Source organism: Streptomyces bungoensis (assembly GCF_001514215.1).
Lineage (GTDB): Bacteria > Actinomycetota > Actinomycetes > Streptomycetales > Streptomycetaceae > Streptomyces > Streptomyces bungoensis.
The window spans coordinates 38,842-56,367 of record NZ_KQ948882.1 but is presented as its reverse complement, the minus strand read 5'-3'; the positions used below and the strand labels follow the sequence as shown (position 1 = coordinate 56,367).

Below are 17,526 nucleotides of genomic sequence, written 5' to 3'. Positions count from 1 at the left end.
GCGGTCTACACCACGAGAGCGGAACCACCGGAGGAATAGTCCGATGGTTCACAGCGTCCTCGCTGTGTTTTTCTTCAAAGGAACCTCGTCCCGATCGTGATGACCGGAGACGGGGTATCAACATATCTGGCGTTGATTTTTGGCACGCTGTTGAGTTCTCAAGGAACGGTCGCTTCCTTTGTACTCACCCTCTCGGGCTTTCCTCCGGGCGCTTCCCTTCGATCTTGCGTTTCCGACTCTATCAGATCTTTTCTCGACCTGATTTCCTCGGTGCTTTCCAGGTTTCCGCTCTCGCGGTTTCCTTTCCGGCGGTTCCGACTTTATCAGAAGTTCTGAGTCGGTTTTCCCGTCCGATCCGGGCACCGGAGTCCAGCGCATGAAGCACTGGGGGTTCCCGCTCGGGCGGAGCCGTAAACGTACTGGAGCGGGGCGCCCCGATGCAAATCGAGGTGCCCCGCTCCCTGTTGGCCTGGTAGAGCGGTCGTGGGACCGTCAGACCTCCACGACCACCGGCAGGATCATCGGCCTGCGGCGATACGTGTCCGAGACCCACTTGCCGAGGGTCCGGCGGATCAGCTGCTGGAGCTGGTGGGGCTCCACGACACCGTCCTGCGCGGAGCGCTCCAGGGCCTCGGTGATCTTCGGGATGACGGCCGCGAAGGCCGAGTCCTCGATGCCGGAACCGCGCGCCTGCATGTGCGGACCGCCGGTGATCTTGCCGGTGGAGGAGTCCACCACCACGAACACCGAGATGATGCCTTCGTCGCCGAGGATCTTGCGGTCCTTCAGGGCCGGCTCGCCGACGTCGCCGACGGACAGGCCGTCGACGTAGACGTAGCCCGCCTGGACCTTGCCGGAGATCTTCGCCTTGCCCTGGACGAGGTCGACGACCACGCCGTCCTCGGCGATCACGATCCGGTCGTGCGGGACACCGGTCAGGGCGCCCAGCTCGGCGTTGGCCCGCAGGTGACGCCATTCGCCGTGGACCGGCATCAGGTTCTTCGGGCGGCAGATGTTGTAGAAGTACAGCAGCTCGCCCGCGGACGCGTGGCCGGAGACGTGCACCTTGGCGTTGCCCTTGTGGACGACGTTGGCGCCCCAGCGGGTCAGGCCGTTGATGACCCGGTACACGGCGTTCTCGTTGCCGGGGATCAGGGACGACGCCAGGATCACCGTGTCGCCGTCGACGATCCGGATCTGGTGGTCGCGGTTCGCCATCCGGGAGAGGGCCGCCATCGGCTCGCCCTGGGAGCCCGTGCAGACCAGGACCACCTCGTGGTCCGGGAGGTCGTCCAGGGTCTTGACGTCCACGACCAGGCCCGGCGGCACCTTCAGGTAGCCGAGGTCCCGCGCGATGCCCATGTTGCGGACCATGGAGCGGCCGACGAAGGCGACCCGGCGGCCGTACTCGTGGGCGGCGTCCAGGATCTGCTGGATGCGGTGGACGTGGCTGGCGAAGCTCGCCACGATGATCCGCTTGCCGGCGGCGGCGAAGACCTGGCGCAGCACGTTGGAGATGTCCCGCTCGTGCGGGGTGAAGCCCGGGACCTCGGCGTTCGTGGAGTCGGAGAGCAGGAGGTCGATGCCCTCCTCGCTCAGCCGGGCGAAGGCGTGCAGGTCGGTGAGACGGCTGTCCAGCGGGAGCTGGTCCATCTTGAAGTCGCCGGTGTGCACGACCATGCCGGCCGGGGTGCGGATGGCGACCGCCAGGGCGTCCGGGATGGAGTGGTTGACCGCGACGAACTCGCAGTCGAAGGGTCCGATGCGCTCGCGGTTCCCCTCGGCCACCTCCAGGGTGTACGGGCGGATGCGGTGCTCCTGGAGCTTGGCCTCGATGAGGGCCAGGGTCAGCTTGGAGCCGATCAGCGGGATGTCCGGCTTCTCGCGGAGCAGGAAGGGGACGCCGCCGATGTGATCCTCGTGGCCGTGGGTGAGGACGATGCCCTCGATGTCGTCCAGCCGGTCACGGATGGACGAGAAGTCCGGCAGGATCAGGTCGATTCCGGGCTGCTCCTCCTCGGGGAAGAGCACCCCGCAGTCGACGATCAGCAGGCGGCCGCCGTACTCGAAGACCGTCATGTTCCGGCCGATCTCGCCGAGACCGCCGAGCGGCGTGACCCGCAGGCCGCCCTCGGGGAGCGGCGGCGGGGAACCGAGTTCAGGATGCGGATGACTCAAAAGACTCTCCTCACCACACACGCCACGTACCGGTGGGCACGTGGCGCGCGTGACGTTCGTGCAGAAGCAGTTGTCGTTGTGGGTGTGGGCACCGGTGGCCCCTGTATGCGGTTGTGGATTCAGTTGTGAAGTCCGGGTGGTGCCAAGTCTGTTGTCAGAGCTCTACCCCGCCGGCGGCAAGATCGATCTTGAGCTGGGCGATCTCCTCGGGCGAGCACTCGACCATGGGGGCGCGCAGCGGCCCGGCGGGCAGTCCGCGCAGGGCGAGCGCGGCCTTGGCGGTCATGACGCCCTGGGTGCGGAACATACCCGTGTACACCGGCAGCAGCTTCTGGTGGATCTCGGTGGCCTTGACGACGTCGCCCGCGGCGTACGCGTCGATGAGCGCGCGCAGGTCGGGGGTGACGAGGTGGCCGACGACCGAGACGAAGCCGACCGCGCCCACGGAGAGCAGGGGCAGGTTCAGCATGTCGTCGCCGGAGTACCAGGCGAGACCGGACTGCGCGATGGCCCAGCTCGCGCGGCCGAGGTCGCCCTTGGCGTCCTTGTTGGCGACGATCCGCGGGTGCTCGGCGAGCCGGACGAGCGTCTCGGTGTTGATCGGGACGCCGCTGCGGCCGGGGATGTCGTAGAGCATGACCGGCAGCCCGGTGGCGTCCGCGACGGCCGTGAAGTGCCGGTACAGGCCCTCCTGAGGGGGCTTGTTGTAGTACGGCGTGACCACCAGCAGGCCGTGCGCGCCGGCGCGCTCCGCCTCACGCGCGAGTTCGATGCTGTGGCGGGTGTCGTTGGTGCCGACTCCGGCCACCACGTGGGCGCGGTCGCCGACCGCCTCCAGTACGGCTCGTACCAGGTCCGATTTCTCCGCGTCGCTGGTCGTGGGCGACTCGCCGGTGGTGCCGTTGACGATCAGGCCGTCGTTGCCTGCGTCCACCAGGTGGGCGGCGAGCCGCTGCGCGCCGTCGAGGTCGAGTGCGCCGTCCGCCGTGAAGGGCGTGACCATGGCGGTGAGGACCCGCCCGAAGGGGGTCTGCGGAGTCGAGGTCGGAGCCATGGGTAACACGCTACTCGGTGCGCCCTGGGTGGTCTGCCCACGGGGGCGGGGAAAGTCAGGACAAAGGGGGGACCCGGCACTGCCTGCTCGGGGGTTCAAGCAGTGCCGGGTCCGTTTGATCAGGCTAGATGAACTTCTCTAAATGCTGCAATACGGACACTTCACCAGGCTGATGCGTACATCCGTTCCGCGTCAGGGGGCGACCCGGCCGTTCGCGTTGAAGGCCGCGTACGTCAGCGGCATGAGCTTCGCCCACTCCGCCTCCATCCTCTCGCCGACCATCTCGATCTCCCGCTGCGGGAAGGACGGCACCTTGGCCAGCTCGTGCTGGGTGCGCAGGCCGAGGAAGTGCATCAGGGAGCGGGCGTTGCAGGTGGCGTACATCGAGGAGAACAGGCCGACGGGCAGGACCGAACGGGCGACCTCGCGGGCGACCCCCTCGGCCAGCAGCTTCTGGTACGCCGCGTACGCCTGCTCGTAGGACTCCTCAAGGGTGCCGCGCACGGCCTCGTGCTGGGCCGGGGTGCCCTCGACGAAGACGTACTTGCCCGGGCGGCCCTGCTGCACGAGCTTGCGGGAGGCGCCGGGGACGTAGAAGACGGGCTCCAGCTCCCGGTAGCGGCCCGACTCCTCGTTGTACGACCAGCCGACCCGGTGCCGCATGAACTCGCGGAAGACGAAGATCGGGGCGCTGATGAAGAACGTCATCGAGTTGTGCTCGAACGGGCTGCCGTGCCGGTCCCGCATCAGGTAGTTGATCAGGCCCTTGGAGCGCTCGGGGTCCTTCTTCAGCTCGTCCAGCGACTGCTCGCCGGCCGTGGAGACGCGGGCGGCGAAGAGGACGTCGGCGTCCGAGGCGCTGGATTTCACCAGCTCGACGGTGACATCGCTGCGGAACGTGAGCGACTCGGGGGTGGTCACGGGGGTCCTTCCCATCACTGCTTGCGGTTCGCGCCCACTGTACGGGGCACCCCTGACAGTCCCGGACAGTGACCTTGCCGCACGATTTTTTCTGACATGGGCACCTTTTGCGCCACTCGAGCGTCTGTATCGGCGAGGCCTGCTCGTTCGACCCGAATGGAGACGTACCCGCGATGTTCGGTCGGCTCAAGTCCGTGCCCTCCGTCCTCCCGGCCGAGGCCGACAGGTTCCCCAGCAATGTCGCTCCCCCGCCCCGGCCGCGGGCGTCCCTGGCCGAGGTGGCCGGGCGCTGGCTGCTGGGCCTGACCCTCGTCGCCGGGCTGGTGGGGTCACTGATCCTCGGCATGCCGGCGCTGTCCACGCCGTCCGGTACGCCGGCCCAGCAGTCCCAGGCCTCGCAGGCGCACCTCCCGGGGCACGCGCAGGGGGCCCGGGGGCACGCGCAGGGCCGCTGACCCTTCCGGACTCCCACGGGTGGTGGGCTCGAACACGGCCGGATAGCCTCACCGGGCACAGCCCGCGCAAGGATTGAGTGAGGACCAGCCGTGCCCCTGCCCTTCCTGACGGCCGACCGCAGCGCCGGGACGGCATCCGAGAGCCCTCTTCCGTACGACGACCGGGACCGCTGGCGGCGTCCCTACCGGCCCGGGCCGTGGCGGGTGGGCGGTGCCGCCCTCGCGCTGCTGCTGGCCTCGTTCGTGCTGTTCGGTACGGTCCTCATCGCCCTGACCGGCTCGCCGGACTCCGCCGTCGTGGTGCTCGCCGTGGCCCTGGCGGTCATCGCGGGGGCGCTGCGGATGCTGCGCATGGGCGTGTGGGTGAGCGCGCGCGGGCTGCGCCAGGTGGGCTTCCTGCTGACGCGCACGGTGCCCTGGCAGCGGGTGGCCGAGGTGCGCACCGCGCAGCAGCCGGTCCGCTGGCTGGGGTGGCCGCGCACGGTGCAGGGGCAGGCGCTGCGGCTGGTGCGCACGGACCGGGCTCCGGCGGACACCCCGCCGCTGCTGACCACGCACGGCCTGGACTTCCTGAACCGTCCCATGGCCTTCGACCGGGCGGCGGACACGGTGGAGGCCTGGGCGGCGGAGTACCGGCGCGGCTGACCGCCGCCGTACGCCGAAGGGGCCGGTCCGCGGGAGTGCGGGCCGGCCCCTTCGGCGTACGGCTCGGTCCGGACGGTACGGCCCGGTCCGGCCGGCTCAGGTCCGGACGGGCCTGCCGTCGTGCAGGGCGATGGCGCGCTGCATGGCCTTGCGGGCGCGCGGGGTGTCGCGGGCGTCGTGGTAGGCGACGGCCAGCCGGAACCAGCTGCGCCAGTCGTCCGGCGCGGCCTCCGTCTCGGCTCGCCGCCTGGCGAACACCTCGTCGGCCGAGTCGCGGTCGACGCGGCCGCTGGGCAGCCGCTTCAGCTCGTCGACGGGCAGGCCGCCCTCGGCGTCGAGTTCGGCGGCGAGCTGGTTGGCGCGGCGGACGAACTGGGTGTTCTTCCACAGGAACCACAGGCCGATGACCGGCAGGATCAGCACCGCCACGCCGAAGGTGACGGTGAGGAGGGTGCCGGCCTGGATGAGCATGACGCCGCGGCTGCCGACCAGGACGAAGTAGAAGACGAGGACGGCGGCCGTGACGAGGTAGGAGATCTTCGCGCGCATCGGGAGGGGTGTCTCAGCTCAGGTCCAGGAAGTGCTCCAGGCCGAAGGTGAGGCCCGGAGTCGACACCACGCGGCGGGCGCCGAGCAGGATGCCCGGCATGAAGCTGCTGTGGTGCAGGGAGTCGTGGCGGATGGTGAGGGTCTCGCCCTCGGCGCCGAGCAGCACCTCCTGGTGGGCCAGCAGGCCGCGCAGCCGGACGGCGTGCACGGGGACGCCGTCGACGTTCGCGCCGCGGGCTCCCCCCAGGGCCGTGACGGTGGCGTCCGGCGCCGGGGCCGTACCGGCGGCGCGGCGGGCCTCGGCGATGAGCTGGGCGGTGCGGGTGGCCGTGCCGCTGGGGGCGTCCACCTTGTTCGGGTGGTGCAGCTCGACGACCTCGACCGACTCGAAGTACGGGGCGGCGATCTGCGCGAACTTCATGGTCAGCACGGCGCCGATGGAGAAGTTCGGCGCGATGAGCACACCGGTCTGCGGGGACTGGGCGAGCCAGCCCTTCAGCTGCGCGAGGCGGTCGTCGGTCCAGCCGGTCGTGCCGACGACGGCGTGGATGCCGTGGCGCACGCAGAAGTCGAGGTTGCCCATGACGGAGGCCGGGGTGGTCAGCTCGACGGCGACCTCGGCCCCGGTCTCCGCCAGCGTCTCCAGCTTGTCGCCCCGGCCGAGGGCGGCCACCAGCTCCATGTCCTCGGCGGCCTCGACCGCCCGTACCGCCTCGGACCCGATGCGGCCCCCGGCACCGAGGACCGCCACGCGCAGCTTGCTCATCTCTTGCTTCCTTACGGGAGGGGATCAGGCGACGGCGTCGTGCAGCCGCGCGGCCTGCTTGTCCTTCAGCGGGCCGATGACCGACAGCGACGGGCGCTGTCCCAGGATGTCGCGGGCGACCGACCGGACCTCGTCCGGGGTGACCGCCGCTATCCGGGCCAGCATGTCGTCGACGGACATCTGCTCGCCCCAGCACAGCTCGCTCTTGCCGATACGGTTCATCAGCGCGCCGGTGTCCTCCAGGCCCAGGACGGTGGAGCCCTGGAGCTGGCCGATGGCGCGGCCGATCTCGTCGTCGGACAGGCCGTCGGCGGCGACCTGGTCGAGTTCGTCCCGGCAGATCCTGAGCACGTCGTGCACCTGGCTCGGCCGGCAGCCGGCGTACACCCCGAACAGGCCGCAGTCGGCGAAGCCGGAGGTGTACGAGTAGACGCTGTAGGCGAGGCCGCGCTTCTCCCGGACCTCCTGGAAGAGGCGGGAGGACATGCCGCCGCCGAGGGCGGTGTTGAGGACGCCCATGGCCCAGCGGCGGTCGTCCGTGCGGGCGAGGCCCGGCAGGCCGAGGACGACGTGCGCCTGCTCGGTCTTGCGGGCCAGCAGCTCGACCTTCCCGGCCGTGCGGATCGCCCGGCTGCCCTCGCGGGGCCCGATGGGCGCGGTGCCGGCGCCGTCGAGGGCGCCCGCCTTCTCGAAGGCGGCGCGGACCTGCCGTACGACCTTGTTGTGGTCGATGTTGCCGGCGCAGGCGACCACGAGGTGGGTCGGGTCGTAGTGCTTCCTGTAGAAGCGGCGGATGCGGTCGGCGGTGAGGGCGTTGACCGTGTCGACCGTGCCGAGGACCGGGCGGCCGAGGGCGGTGTCGCCGAACATGGTGTGCGCGAACAGGTCGTGCACGCAGTCGCCCGGGTCGTCCTCGGTCATCGCGATCTCCTCGAGGATCGCGCCCCGCTCGACGTCGACGTCCTCCTCGAGGATCAGGGAGCCGGTCAGCATGTCGCAGACCACGTCGATGGCGAGCGGCAGGTCGGTGTCGAGCACGCGCGCGTAGTAGCACGTGTACTCCTTCGCCGTGAACGCGTTCATCTCGCCGCCCACCGCGTCGATGGCGGCGGAGATGTCCAGGGCGCTCCGCTGCCGCGTGCCCTTGAAGAGCAGGTGCTCCAGGTAGTGCGTGGCGCCGTTCAGGGCCCGGGTCTCGTCGCGCGAGCCGACGTGGGCCCAGATGCCGAAGGTCGCCGAGCGCACCGAGGGCAGGGTCTCGGTGACGACGCGCAGGCCTCCCGGGAGGGTGGTCTTACGGACCGTGCCGATGCCGTTCTGGCCCTTGATGAGGGTTTGGGTACGGGCGACGGCCCGCGCCTCCGAAGAGGTGCGGGCCGTCGCCTCGGAGCCACGGGACGTCACTGCTCGGCGTCGTCCTTCGTCTCGTCGGTGGAGCCTTCCTCGCCCTCGATCACCGGGATGAGGGAGAGCTTGCCGCGGGAGTCGATCTCGGCGATCTCGACCTGGACCTTGTGGCCCACGCCGAGCACGTCCTCGACGTTCTCCACGCGCTTGCCGCCGGCGAGCTTGCGGATCTGCGAGATGTGCAGCAGACCGTCCTTGCCGGGCAGCAGGGAGACGAACGCGCCGAAGGTGGTCGTCTTCACGACCGTACCCAGGTAGCGCTCGCCGACCTCGGGCATCGTCGGGTTGGCGATGCCGTTGATCGTGGCGCGGGCGGCCTCGGCGGAGGGGCCGTCGGCGGCACCGATGTAGATCGTGCCGTCGTCCTCGATGGTGATCTCGGCGCCGGTGTCCTCCTGGATCTGGTTGATCATCTTGCCCTTGGGGCCGATGACCTCACCGATCTTGTCGACCGGGATCTTGACGGTGATGATCCGCGGGGCGTTCGGGGACATCTCGTCGGGCCGGTCGATGGCCTCCATCATCACGTCGAGGATGTGGAGACGCGCGTCGCGGGCCTGCTTGAGGGCCGCGGCCAGGACGGAGGCCGGGATGCCGTCCAGCTTGGTGTCGAGCTGGAGGGCGGTCACGAACTCCTTGGTGCCGGCGACCTTGAAGTCCATGTCGCCGAAGGCGTCCTCCGCACCGAGGATGTCGGTGAGGGTGACGTAGTGCGTCTCACCGTCGATCTCCTGGGAGATCAGGCCCATGGCGATACCGGCGACCGGGGCCTTGAGCGGCACACCGGCGTTCAGCAGCGACATGGTGGAGGCGCAGACCGAGCCCATGGACGTCGAGCCGTTGGAGCCGAGGGCCTCGGACACCTGGCGGATCGCGTAGGGGAACTCCTCGCGCGCGGGCAGCACCGGCACGAGCGCGCGCTCGGCGAGGGCGCCGTGGCCGATCTCGCGGCGCTTGGGGGAGCCGACGCGGCCGGTCTCGCCGGTGGAGTACGGCGGGAAGTTGTAGTTGTGCATGTAGCGCTTGCGGGTCACCGGGGAGAGGGTGTCCAGCTGCTGCTCCATGCGGAGCATGTTGAGGGTGGTGACGCCCAGGATCTGGGTCTCGCCACGCTCGAACAGCGCGGAGCCGTGCACCCGCGGGATGGCCTCGACCTCGGCGGCCAGGGTGCGGATGTCGGTGACACCGCGGCCGTCGATGCGCTTCTTCTCCTTGATGACGCGCTCGCGGACCAGGGTCTTGGTCAGCGAGCGGTACGCGGCGGAGATCTCCTTCTCGCGGCCCTCGAACTCCGGCAGGAGCTTCTCGGCGGCGAGCGCCTTCACGCGGTCCAGCTCGGCCTCGCGCTCCTGCTTGCCGGCGATGGTGAGCGCCTGCGCGAGCTCGGGCCGCACGGCGGCGGCCAGGGCCTCGAGGACGTCGTCCTGGTGGTCCAGGAAGATCGGGAACTCGCCGGTGGGCTTGGCGGCCTTCGCGGCGAGGTCGGCCTGGGCGCGGCACAGGACCTTGATGAAGGGCTTGGCGGCCTCCAGGCCGGCGGCGACGATCTCCTCGGTCGGCGCCTCGGCGCCGCCCTCGACGAGCTTGATCGTCTTCTCGGTGGCCTCGGCCTCGACCATCATGATCGCGACGTCGCCGTCCTCCAGGACGCGGCCGGCGACCACCATGTCGAAGACGGCGTCCTCGAGCTCGGTGTGCGTCGGGAACGCGACCCACTGACCGCGGATCAGGGCGACGCGGACGCCGCCGATCGGGCCGGAGAAGGGCAGGCCGGCCAGCTGCGTGGACGCGGACGCGGCGTTGATCGCCACGACGTCGTACAGGTGGTCGGGGTTGAGCGCCATGACGGTGCAGACGACCTGGATCTCGTTGCGCAGGCCCTTCTTGAAGGACGGGCGCAGCGGACGGTCGATGAGGCGGCAGGTGAGGATCGCGTCCTCGCTCGGCCGGCCCTCACGGCGGAAGAAGCTGCCGGGGATCTTGCCGGCGGCGTACATCCGCTCCTCGACGTCCACCGTCAGCGGGAAGAAGTCGAGCTGGTCCTTGGGGTTCTTGGAGGCGGTGGTGGCCGACAGCACCATGGTGTCGTCGTCCAGGTACGCCACGGCGGAGCCGGCGGCCTGCTTGGCCAGGCGGCCCGTCTCGAAACGGATGGTGCGGGTGCCGAAGGCGCCGTTGTCGATAACGGCCTCGGCGTAGTGGGTCTCGTTCTCCACTAGCGTTTTCTCCTCGTCCTCGTCCCTCGGCTGCCCGTGTGGCAGGGGGACGGTGGCGGAGAAGCGCGCCGTCTGGTGCGGGCCGGTCTTCGATCGAAGCACCCGGGGCTCGCTTCCCCCCGGGGGCCACTACCGAGGACCGGCGGCGGCGAGGTGCGCTTCTCCTCGTTCTGTGTCGTGCTGTGTCGTGCGTACTGCGTTGTGCTACCACACTACAAAGCGTGTGTGACACTCCGCACGTTTCCGTACGTACGGCAAAGGGAGCGGTCCCCGAGTCCTACCGGGAACCGCTCCCCTCACGGCGTCTTACTTGGCACCGCCGGCCGCACCGCGGCGGATGCCGAGGCGGTCGACCAGCGCACGGAAACGCTGGATGTCCTTCTTCGCCAGGTACTGCAGCAGCCGGCGGCGCTGGCCGACCAGGATCAGCAGACCACGGCGGGAGTGGTGGTCGTGCTTGTGGGTCTTGAGGTGCTCCGTCAGGTCGGAGATCCGACGGGAGAGCAGAGCGACCTGGACCTCGGGGGAGCCGGTGTCACCCTCCTTGGTACCGAACTCGCCGATGATCTGCTTCTTCGTAGCGGCGTCGAGCGACACGCGTACTCCTCATAGTCTGTGATTGCCGCCGAGTGCCCCCGGTCTGCGTCTCGGGAGAGCTTCCTTTACTCGGAAGGCGGGATCCGCTGGGCGCGGCCTCCAGGGCGCGCAGTGCTACCTGCGGGGGCTCCGGGGGTGCGTACACAAACGGCCGTCACTCAGAGTACCAGGGTCGCCGGACGCCCCTCACCAGGCCTCGTCGTTTGCCGTTGCGGCCCTGTGACGGCGGCATCGCGCTTCGTCACCGCCCCGTGTGGGCAAACCGCTGACCAGCGACAACCCCGGCCAGTAGGGTGACTGCGCAGATCGCCGGCCGACAGGGAAGGACCACAGCCGCGATGACCGAGGCCGATGACAGGGAACTCAGGGCGCGCAAGGAGCGGGAGCGGGACGAGCTGTACGCGCTCGACATCTCGGGCGTGGAGTGGCACTGCGCGCCGGGCACGGAGGAGCACGAGGAGCGGGTCGAGATCGCCTACCTACCGGGCGGGGCGGTGGCGATGCGCTCCTCCCTCGACCCGGACACCGTGCTGCGCTACACGGAGGCGGAGTGGCGGGCCTTCGTCCTGGGCGCCCGGGACGGGGAGTTCGACCTGACGCCGATGCCGCACAACGGGGGGTCGGCGGCGGAGTGACGGGGAGTGGGAGCGGGCTGCCTCCGTGCGGCTCCCCCGGCTCCCACCCCTCCCCCTCGCGGAGTGCTCCGGCTCCCGCCGGACGGCCCCGGCTACTTGCTGGTCATCGCTCGGGCCGTCGCGTACACGTCGAAGACGGCCAGGGTCAGGGGGATCAGCGTCAGCAGGACGAAGCCCTCGGAGATCTCCAGGAAGCGGCCCCAGAACGGGGTCAGGCCCCCGCGCGACAGGATCAGGCCCAGGGTCGTGACCAGGGCGGTGGCCGCGGCGATGACCGCGATCAGCCAGACGGTGCGGATGTCCAGGTCGGTGCGGTCGCCGGCCAGCGCCGCGCGCATCACCGACTGCGGCGGGTTGAGCGCGAGGCCGAGACCCAGCAGGACCAGCGCGCCGAGGCCCGCCGCCAGGACGGAGGCCACCTGGGCGGTGTAGCGGAACAGGCCGGCCCGCATCAGCATGCCCACGCCGGTGGCGAGGGCGAGCAGCTGGGCCCAGACGTCGTCGGAGAACCCGAGCACGGCCGCGGCGCCGACCGCCAGGAGCGCGCAGCCGCCGACGAGGCCGACGAGGAGTTCGTGCCCGCGCCGGGCCTGGGCCTCGATGCGCTCGATGTCCACGGGCTCCGGCGCGGCCTCGGTGCCGTAGGCGGAACGCGGCGCGTTGCTCGGGGACTCGAAGCCGATCGGCAGCCGGGCGAACCGCATCGACATGCCCGGCAGGAAGGCGAGCCCGCCGACGGCGATCGGGGCGCACAGGCCGGCCATCTCGGTGGGGGTCCAGTGCACCAGGGTCGCGACGAAGACGACGACCAGGGCGACGGCCGAGGCGAACACGAAGGCGACGAACGGGCCGTCACCGTGCGGGGAGCACAGGGCGAGGACCAGTGCCGCGACGAGGACGGCCGCGCAGGCCAGCAGGAACTGCAGCCTGCCGATGCCCTCGCCGGCGGTCAGCGGCAGCAGCCCGCTGCCCGCGACGCCCACGCCGGGCAGGGCGCCGAGACCGAGGGCGACGGCCGAGGCGCGGTCGTCGTAGACGCGGGCCCGGATCGCGGACAGGACGACCAGCAGGATGCCGGTGACGGCGGCGAGGACGCCGGCCAGGCCGTGCATGTCGTGGCGCGGATCGGCGGTCCAGGCGACGAAGGCGAGGAGAGCCGGCAGCACTCCGCCGCCGACGAGGCCCGCGGCCCGGGTGAGGTCGCCGCTCCACAGCGTGTGCTGCCTGGTGACGGCGGTCGCGACGGCCTCGGCGACGTCGTCGAAGACGGCCGGTGGCAGGGACTCCGCGAAGGGCCGCAGGGTGAGCAGTTCGCCGTCGAGGATGTGCTGGGCGGCGAACGAGCGGGAACTGTCCAGCACGGTGCCGTCGGTGCGGACGAGGTGGTAGCCGACCGGGGCGCCCGACTCGGGGCTCTGCTGGGACAGCCGGAGGATCTCCGGGTAGAGGTCGGCGACCGGGACGTCGTCGGGCAGTGCCACGTCGATGCGACTGTCCGGCGCGACGATGGTGACCCGGCAGAAGCCGAGTCCGGTGCCGGACCCGGAAGGGGCTCCCGTTCCGGATCCGCCGGTGGCGGCGGCCGTCATGCTCACCTGCTGCTCCCCCTCAGTGGTGGTGGTGCGTCTACTTCGTGAAGGTCTCGTGCCGGTGCACTTCCTGCCCCGTCGGCACGGGTGCCGCGCCCCGGGCTCCCGGGGTCCTCCCCTCTCGAAATCGAGGGGTTCGGCCCGGTAGGTCCGGCCTGCTCGGCGTGTGCTCACGCGAACATCCGGCACCCTACCGCTCACCCGCGTCCGGCGAACTCAGTAGGATCGCGCGGCGGCCTGCGCTCGCCGGACACGGGGCGGTGGGCGGAACGCCTGGGTCGGGCAAGGGAATTGGTGAGCTGTGAGCCAGATTGTCGTCAAGCGCCCCCCGCGGGCGCTTCCGTCCGAAGTGCCCACGGAGGAGGTCGCTGTCCAGCCGCCGCCCGAGCTGCCCCGGGGGCACCAGGACAGCGTGCTCATGCAGTTGCTGCCCACGCTGGGCATGGGCGGCTCGGTGGTCTTCTTCTTCACGAACGGTCAGCCGTTCATGAAGATCATGGGCATGATCATGATCGCCTCGACGGTGGCGATGTCCATCGCGATGGTGGTCCGGTTCCGTCGCGGCTCCCAGGGCCAGCTGGCCGACATGCGGCGCGACTACCTCAGCTACCTCTCGCAGACCCGCAAGTCCGCCGTGGCGACGGCGCGGGCGCAGCGCGACGCGCAGTACTACCTGCACCCCTCGCCCGAACAGCTGTGGGCGCTGGTCGCCGAGGGCAGCCGGGTGTGGGAACGGCGCCCCGGCGACGAGGACTTCGCCCACGTCCGCGTCGGCCTCGGCCCGCAGCCGCTGGCCACCCCCCTGGTCCCGCCGGAGACGGGCCCCGTCGAGCAGCTGGAGCCGCTGACCGCGGGCGCGATGCAGCGCTTCCTCGCCACCCACAACACGATCGGCGACCTGCCGATGGCGGTCTCGCTGCGCGCCTTCTACCACGTCACGGTCAGCGGTGAGCCGCAGGCGGTACGGGCCTCGGCGCGGGCGCTGGTCGGTTCGCTCGCCTCGCTGCACTCCCCCGAGGACCTGGTCGTCGCGGTGGCCGCGGGACGGAAGGCGCTGGCGCACTGGGACTGGGCGAAGTGGCTGCCGCACGTGCAGGCGCCCGGCGCCCTGGACGGCGCGGGCACCCGCCGGCTGATCGGCACCGATCCCCGTGAGCTCGAGGACCTGCTGGCCGCCCGGCTGTCCGGCCGGCCGCGCTTCCACCCCGGCGCGGCGCCGCTGCTGGACGAGCCGCACATCGTGCTCGTCCTGGACGACCTGTCGCTGCTGCCCGACTCCGTGCTCGCCAACCCGGAGGGCCTGCAGGGCGTCACCGTGCTCGAGGTGGTGCCGGGCGAGCTGACCGGAGCGGGCGGCGACCTGTCCGTCGTCGTCCAGCCGGGCGCCCTGCGGCTGGAGTCCGGGCACGGCGAGGTCTACGAGGGCACCCCGGACGCCCTGTCCTACGAGTCGGCCGAGGCGCTCGCCCGGCAACTGGCGCCGCTGCGCATGGCGTCGGGCGGCGACGACGACGAACCGCTGCTCGCCAACCTGGAGTTCACCGACCTGCTCGGGCTCGGAGACGCGGCGTCCGTCGACACCAAGCGGACCTGGCGGCCGCGCGCCCTGGCGGAGCGGCTGCGGGTGCCGATCGGCCTGGGCGAGGACGGCCGTCCCGTGATGCTGGACCTCAAGGAGGCCGCCCAGGAGGGCATGGGCCCGCACGGCCTGTGCGTCGGCGCGACCGGTTCCGGCAAGTCGGAGCTGCTGCGCACCCTCGTGCTGGGCCTCGCCGTCACGCACTCCTCCGAGACCCTGAACTTCGTCCTCGCGGACTTCAAGGGCGGCGCGACCTTCGCCGGCATGGCGCAGATGCCGCACGTGGCGGCCGTCATCACCAACCTGGCCGACGACCTCACCCTGGTCGACCGCATGGGCGACTCGATCCGCGGTGAGCTCAACCGCCGCCAGGAGATGCTGCGCGACGCGGGCAACTACGCCAACATCCACGACTACGAGAAGGCGCGCGCGGCCGGCGCCCCCCTGCAGCCGATCCCCTCGCTGGTCCTGGTGATCGACGAGTTCAGCGAACTGCTCACCGCGAAGCCGGACTTCATCGAGATGTTCGTGCAGATCGGCCGCATCGGCCGTTCGCTGGGCGTGCACCTGCTGCTGGCCTCGCAGCGCCTGGAGGAGGGCCGGCTGCGCGGCCTGGAGACGTACCTCTCGTACCGGATCGGTCTGCGGACCTTCTCCGCGGCCGAGTCACGCGCGGCGCTGGGCGTCCCCGACGCGTACGAGCTGCCCAACGTGCCCGGCTCGGGCTTCCTGAAGTTCGGCACGGACGAAATGGTCCGGTTCAAGGCGGCGTACGTCTCCGGCGTCTACCGCTCGGGCTCCCAGCGGGCGGCGCTCGCGGGCGGGCCGCTGCCGGTGGACCGGCGGCCCGTGCTGTTCACGGCGGCGGAGGTGCCGGTGCACTTCACCGCCGTGCCCCAGCAGCGCCAGGAGCCCGCGCAGCGGGTGGACGACGCGCTGGCCGACACCGTCCTGGACGTGATCGTGCGCCGGCTCGAGGCGCAGGGCCCGGCGGCCCACCAGGTGTGGCTGCCGCCGCTGGAGAGCCCGCCGTCCCTCGACGCGCTGCTGCCGGGCCTCGCGGCGGTGCAGGGCCGCGGCCTGACCCAGCCCGGCTACGAGGGTGCCGGCCGGCTGGTCGTGCCGGTCGGCCTGGTCGACAAGCCGTACGAGCAGCGCCGTGACCGCCTGCTGCTCGACTTCTCGGGCGCGGCCGGCCACATGCAGGTCATCGGCGGCCCGCAGTCCGGCAAGTCCACCTTCCTGCGGTCCCTGATCTGCGCCTTCGCGCTCACGCACACACCGCACGAGGTGCAGTTCTACGGCCTGGACTTCGGTGGCGGCGGCATGGCCGCGGTGGACGGGCTGCCGCACGTGGGCGGCATCGCCTCGCGCCTGGACCCGGAGCGGGTGCGCCGCACGGTCTCCGAGGTGTACGGCGTGATGACGCGGCGCGAGGAGTACTTCCGCTCGGCGGGCATCGCGTCCATCGCCGACTTCCGGGCCCGCCGGGCGCGCGGCGACATCTCCGTCACCGACCAGCCCTGGGGTGACGTCTTCCTCGTCATCGACGGCTGGGGCAACTTCAAGACGGACTACGAGGGTCTGGAGCCGGCCGTCCTGGACATCGCCGCGCGCGGCCTCGGCTACGGCATCCACGTGGTCATCACGGCGTCGCGCTCGATGGAGGTCCGCGCCAACCTCAAGGACCACCTGATGAACCGCCTGGAGCTGCGGCTCGGTGACGTGATGGACTCCGAGATCGACCGCAAGGTGGCGGCGAACGTCCCCGCCGGCGTCCCCGGCCGCGGTCTCTCCCCGCAGAAGCTGCACTTCATGGCGGCCGTGCCCCGGATCGACGGCCTGACCTCCGACACCGAGCTCGCCGAGGCCACGGCCGCGCTGACCACCGAGGTCGGCCGGCACTGGCAGGCACCGGGGGCACCGAAGGTGCGGCTGCTGCCGCGCCGGCTGGAGGCGGTGCAACTGCCGCCGGGCGACCGGTTCCCGAAGCGGGGCATCGCCTTCGCGCTGGACGAGGAGAACCTCGAGCCGGTGTTCCTGGACTTCGAACAGGACCCGTTCTTCCTGGTCTTCGGCGAGAGCGAGTCCGGCAAGTCCAACCTGCTGCGACTGCTGATCAAACAGCTCACGCTGCGCTACACCGGCGACGAGGCCAAGTTCTTCGTGGTCGACAACCGCCGTTCCCTGCTGGACGTCACGCCGGCCACCCACCTGGCGGAGTACATCCCGATGTCCAGCCAGATGGACCACCACATGGTGGCGCTGGCCGACCTCATGCAGCGCCGCACCCCGACGGCCGACGTCACCGCCCAGCAGCTGCGGGACCGGAGCTGGTGGCGGGGCCCGCAGGTCTTCGTGGTCATCGACGACTACGACCTCGTCTCCACCTCCAGCGGCAACCCGCTCAGCGGCATCACGGAACTGCTGCCCTTCGCCCGCGACGTCGGCGTCCGCTTCGTCATCGCCCGCTCCTCCGCGGGCGCGGGCCGCGCCTCCTACGAGCCCTTCATGCAGCGCATGAAGGAACTCGGCGCCCAGGGCCTGATCCTCGCCGGCGACCCGGCCGAGGGCGACGTCCTCAACGGCGTCCGGCCCCGTCCGATGCCCGCGGGGCGGGGCGTCTTCGTGTCCCGGAAGCGGGGGAAGCCGTTGGTTCAGACGGGGTTGGTGGACGTGGAGTACTGAGGCCCGCCGGCGGACCGTGCCCGGCTCCGGACAGGGGGCGGGCATACGGTTCGCGAGGCCGCGAAATGGCGGCCGGCGGGACGGGGCGAAGAGTTAAGACGACGCACCCTGGGAGCTGTCGTGCCCTGCTGTCGTCCGCTCGTCGGCAGACGGTGTGAAAGCGGCGGCGCAGCTCGGCAACACTTGCGGGCAAGGCAAGGGGTGGGCACCTCCCGTGCGTGCCCACCCCGGTGCTACGTCCTGCCGG

Annotated in this window: 13 protein-coding genes; 4 read left to right on the top strand and 9 right to left on the bottom strand. The window is 71.0% G+C overall.

What is annotated here, in order from left to right; all coding sequences use genetic code 11:
* Nucleotides 1-492: 492 nt before the first annotated feature.
* From AQJ66_RS35380 to thyX, 3 genes are all read right to left on the bottom strand, one after another.
* A complete protein-coding gene (locus AQJ66_RS35380; protein WP_061930636.1) occupies nt 493-2,178 on the bottom strand; it encodes a ribonuclease J in 1,686 nt (561 codons plus the stop codon).
* A gap of 154 nt (nt 2,179-2,332) precedes the next feature.
* Nucleotides 2,333-3,232 carry a 4-hydroxy-tetrahydrodipicolinate synthase gene (gene dapA / locus AQJ66_RS35375; RefSeq protein WP_061930633.1) on the bottom strand — a complete coding sequence of 300 codons (900 nt, stop codon included), beginning with the start codon at nt 3,230-3,232 and terminating at the stop codon, nt 2,333-2,335.
* Between the two features lie 192 nt (nt 3,233-3,424).
* Nucleotides 3,425-4,168 (bottom strand): FAD-dependent thymidylate synthase, encoded by a 744-nt coding sequence (gene thyX / locus AQJ66_RS35370; protein ID WP_061930630.1) that lies wholly within the window; start codon nt 4,166-4,168, stop codon nt 3,425-3,427.
* A 158-nt stretch (nt 4,169-4,326) separates the two neighbouring features.
* Between thyX and AQJ66_RS35365 the strand changes: the two genes are divergently transcribed.
* Entirely contained in the window at nt 4,327-4,608 is a 282-nt protein-coding gene (locus AQJ66_RS35365; RefSeq protein ID WP_061930626.1) for a hypothetical protein, read from the top strand.
* Nucleotides 4,609-4,698: 90 nt separating this feature from the next.
* Entirely contained in the window at nt 4,699-5,253 is a 555-nt protein-coding gene (locus AQJ66_RS35360) for a hypothetical protein (protein ID WP_061930623.1), read from the top strand.
* A gap of 96 nt (nt 5,254-5,349) precedes the next feature.
* On the opposite strand, the gene AQJ66_RS35355 is transcribed toward AQJ66_RS35360, so the two are convergent.
* The 5 genes from AQJ66_RS35355 to rpsO all read right to left on the bottom strand — a co-directional run bounded on the left by AQJ66_RS35355 (nt 5,350) and on the right by rpsO (nt 10,788).
* Nucleotides 5,350-5,802, bottom strand: a complete 453-nt coding sequence (locus tag AQJ66_RS35355) for a tetratricopeptide repeat protein (protein WP_061930620.1) — start codon at nt 5,800-5,802, stop codon at nt 5,350-5,352.
* A 13-nt stretch (nt 5,803-5,815) separates the two neighbouring features.
* Complete coding sequence (gene dapB / locus AQJ66_RS35350) at nt 5,816-6,568, bottom strand: 4-hydroxy-tetrahydrodipicolinate reductase (protein WP_061930617.1); 753 nt, start codon at nt 6,566-6,568, stop codon at nt 5,816-5,818.
* A gap of 24 nt (nt 6,569-6,592) precedes the next feature.
* The gene (locus AQJ66_RS35345; RefSeq protein ID WP_061930614.1) at nt 6,593-7,972 is read right to left on the bottom strand and encodes a M16 family metallopeptidase; all 1,380 of its coding nucleotides are present in this window, start codon (nt 7,970-7,972) and stop codon (nt 6,593-6,595) included.
* Nucleotides 7,969-10,191, bottom strand: coding sequence for a polyribonucleotide nucleotidyltransferase (locus AQJ66_RS35340; protein ID WP_061930611.1), 2,223 nt, complete (start codon nt 10,189-10,191; stop codon nt 7,969-7,971). The genes AQJ66_RS35345 and AQJ66_RS35340 overlap by 4 nt, the downstream gene beginning before the upstream one ends.
* 306 nt (nt 10,192-10,497) lie before the next feature.
* A complete protein-coding gene (gene rpsO, locus AQJ66_RS35335) occupies nt 10,498-10,788 on the bottom strand; it encodes a 30S ribosomal protein S15 (protein WP_061930608.1) in 291 nt (96 codons plus the stop codon).
* A gap of 338 nt (nt 10,789-11,126) precedes the next feature.
* On the opposite strand from rpsO, the gene AQJ66_RS35330 reads away from it, so the two are divergent.
* Entirely contained in the window at nt 11,127-11,423 is a 297-nt protein-coding gene (locus AQJ66_RS35330) for a DUF397 domain-containing protein (protein ID WP_061930605.1), read from the top strand.
* Between the two features lie 92 nt (nt 11,424-11,515).
* Here AQJ66_RS35330 and eccD read toward each other — a convergent pair whose 3' ends face one another.
* Nucleotides 11,516-13,012: a type VII secretion integral membrane protein EccD gene (eccD, locus tag AQJ66_RS35325; protein WP_061930649.1), complete on the bottom strand. Its 1,497-nt coding sequence runs from the start codon at nt 13,010-13,012 to the stop codon at nt 11,516-11,518.
* A gap of 301 nt (nt 13,013-13,313) precedes the next feature.
* Between eccD and eccCa the strand changes: the two genes are divergently transcribed.
* Nucleotides 13,314-17,279: a type VII secretion protein EccCa gene (eccCa, locus tag AQJ66_RS35320; protein WP_079060606.1), complete on the top strand. Its 3,966-nt coding sequence runs from the start codon at nt 13,314-13,316 to the stop codon at nt 17,277-17,279.
* Nucleotides 17,280-17,526 lie beyond the last annotated feature (247 nt).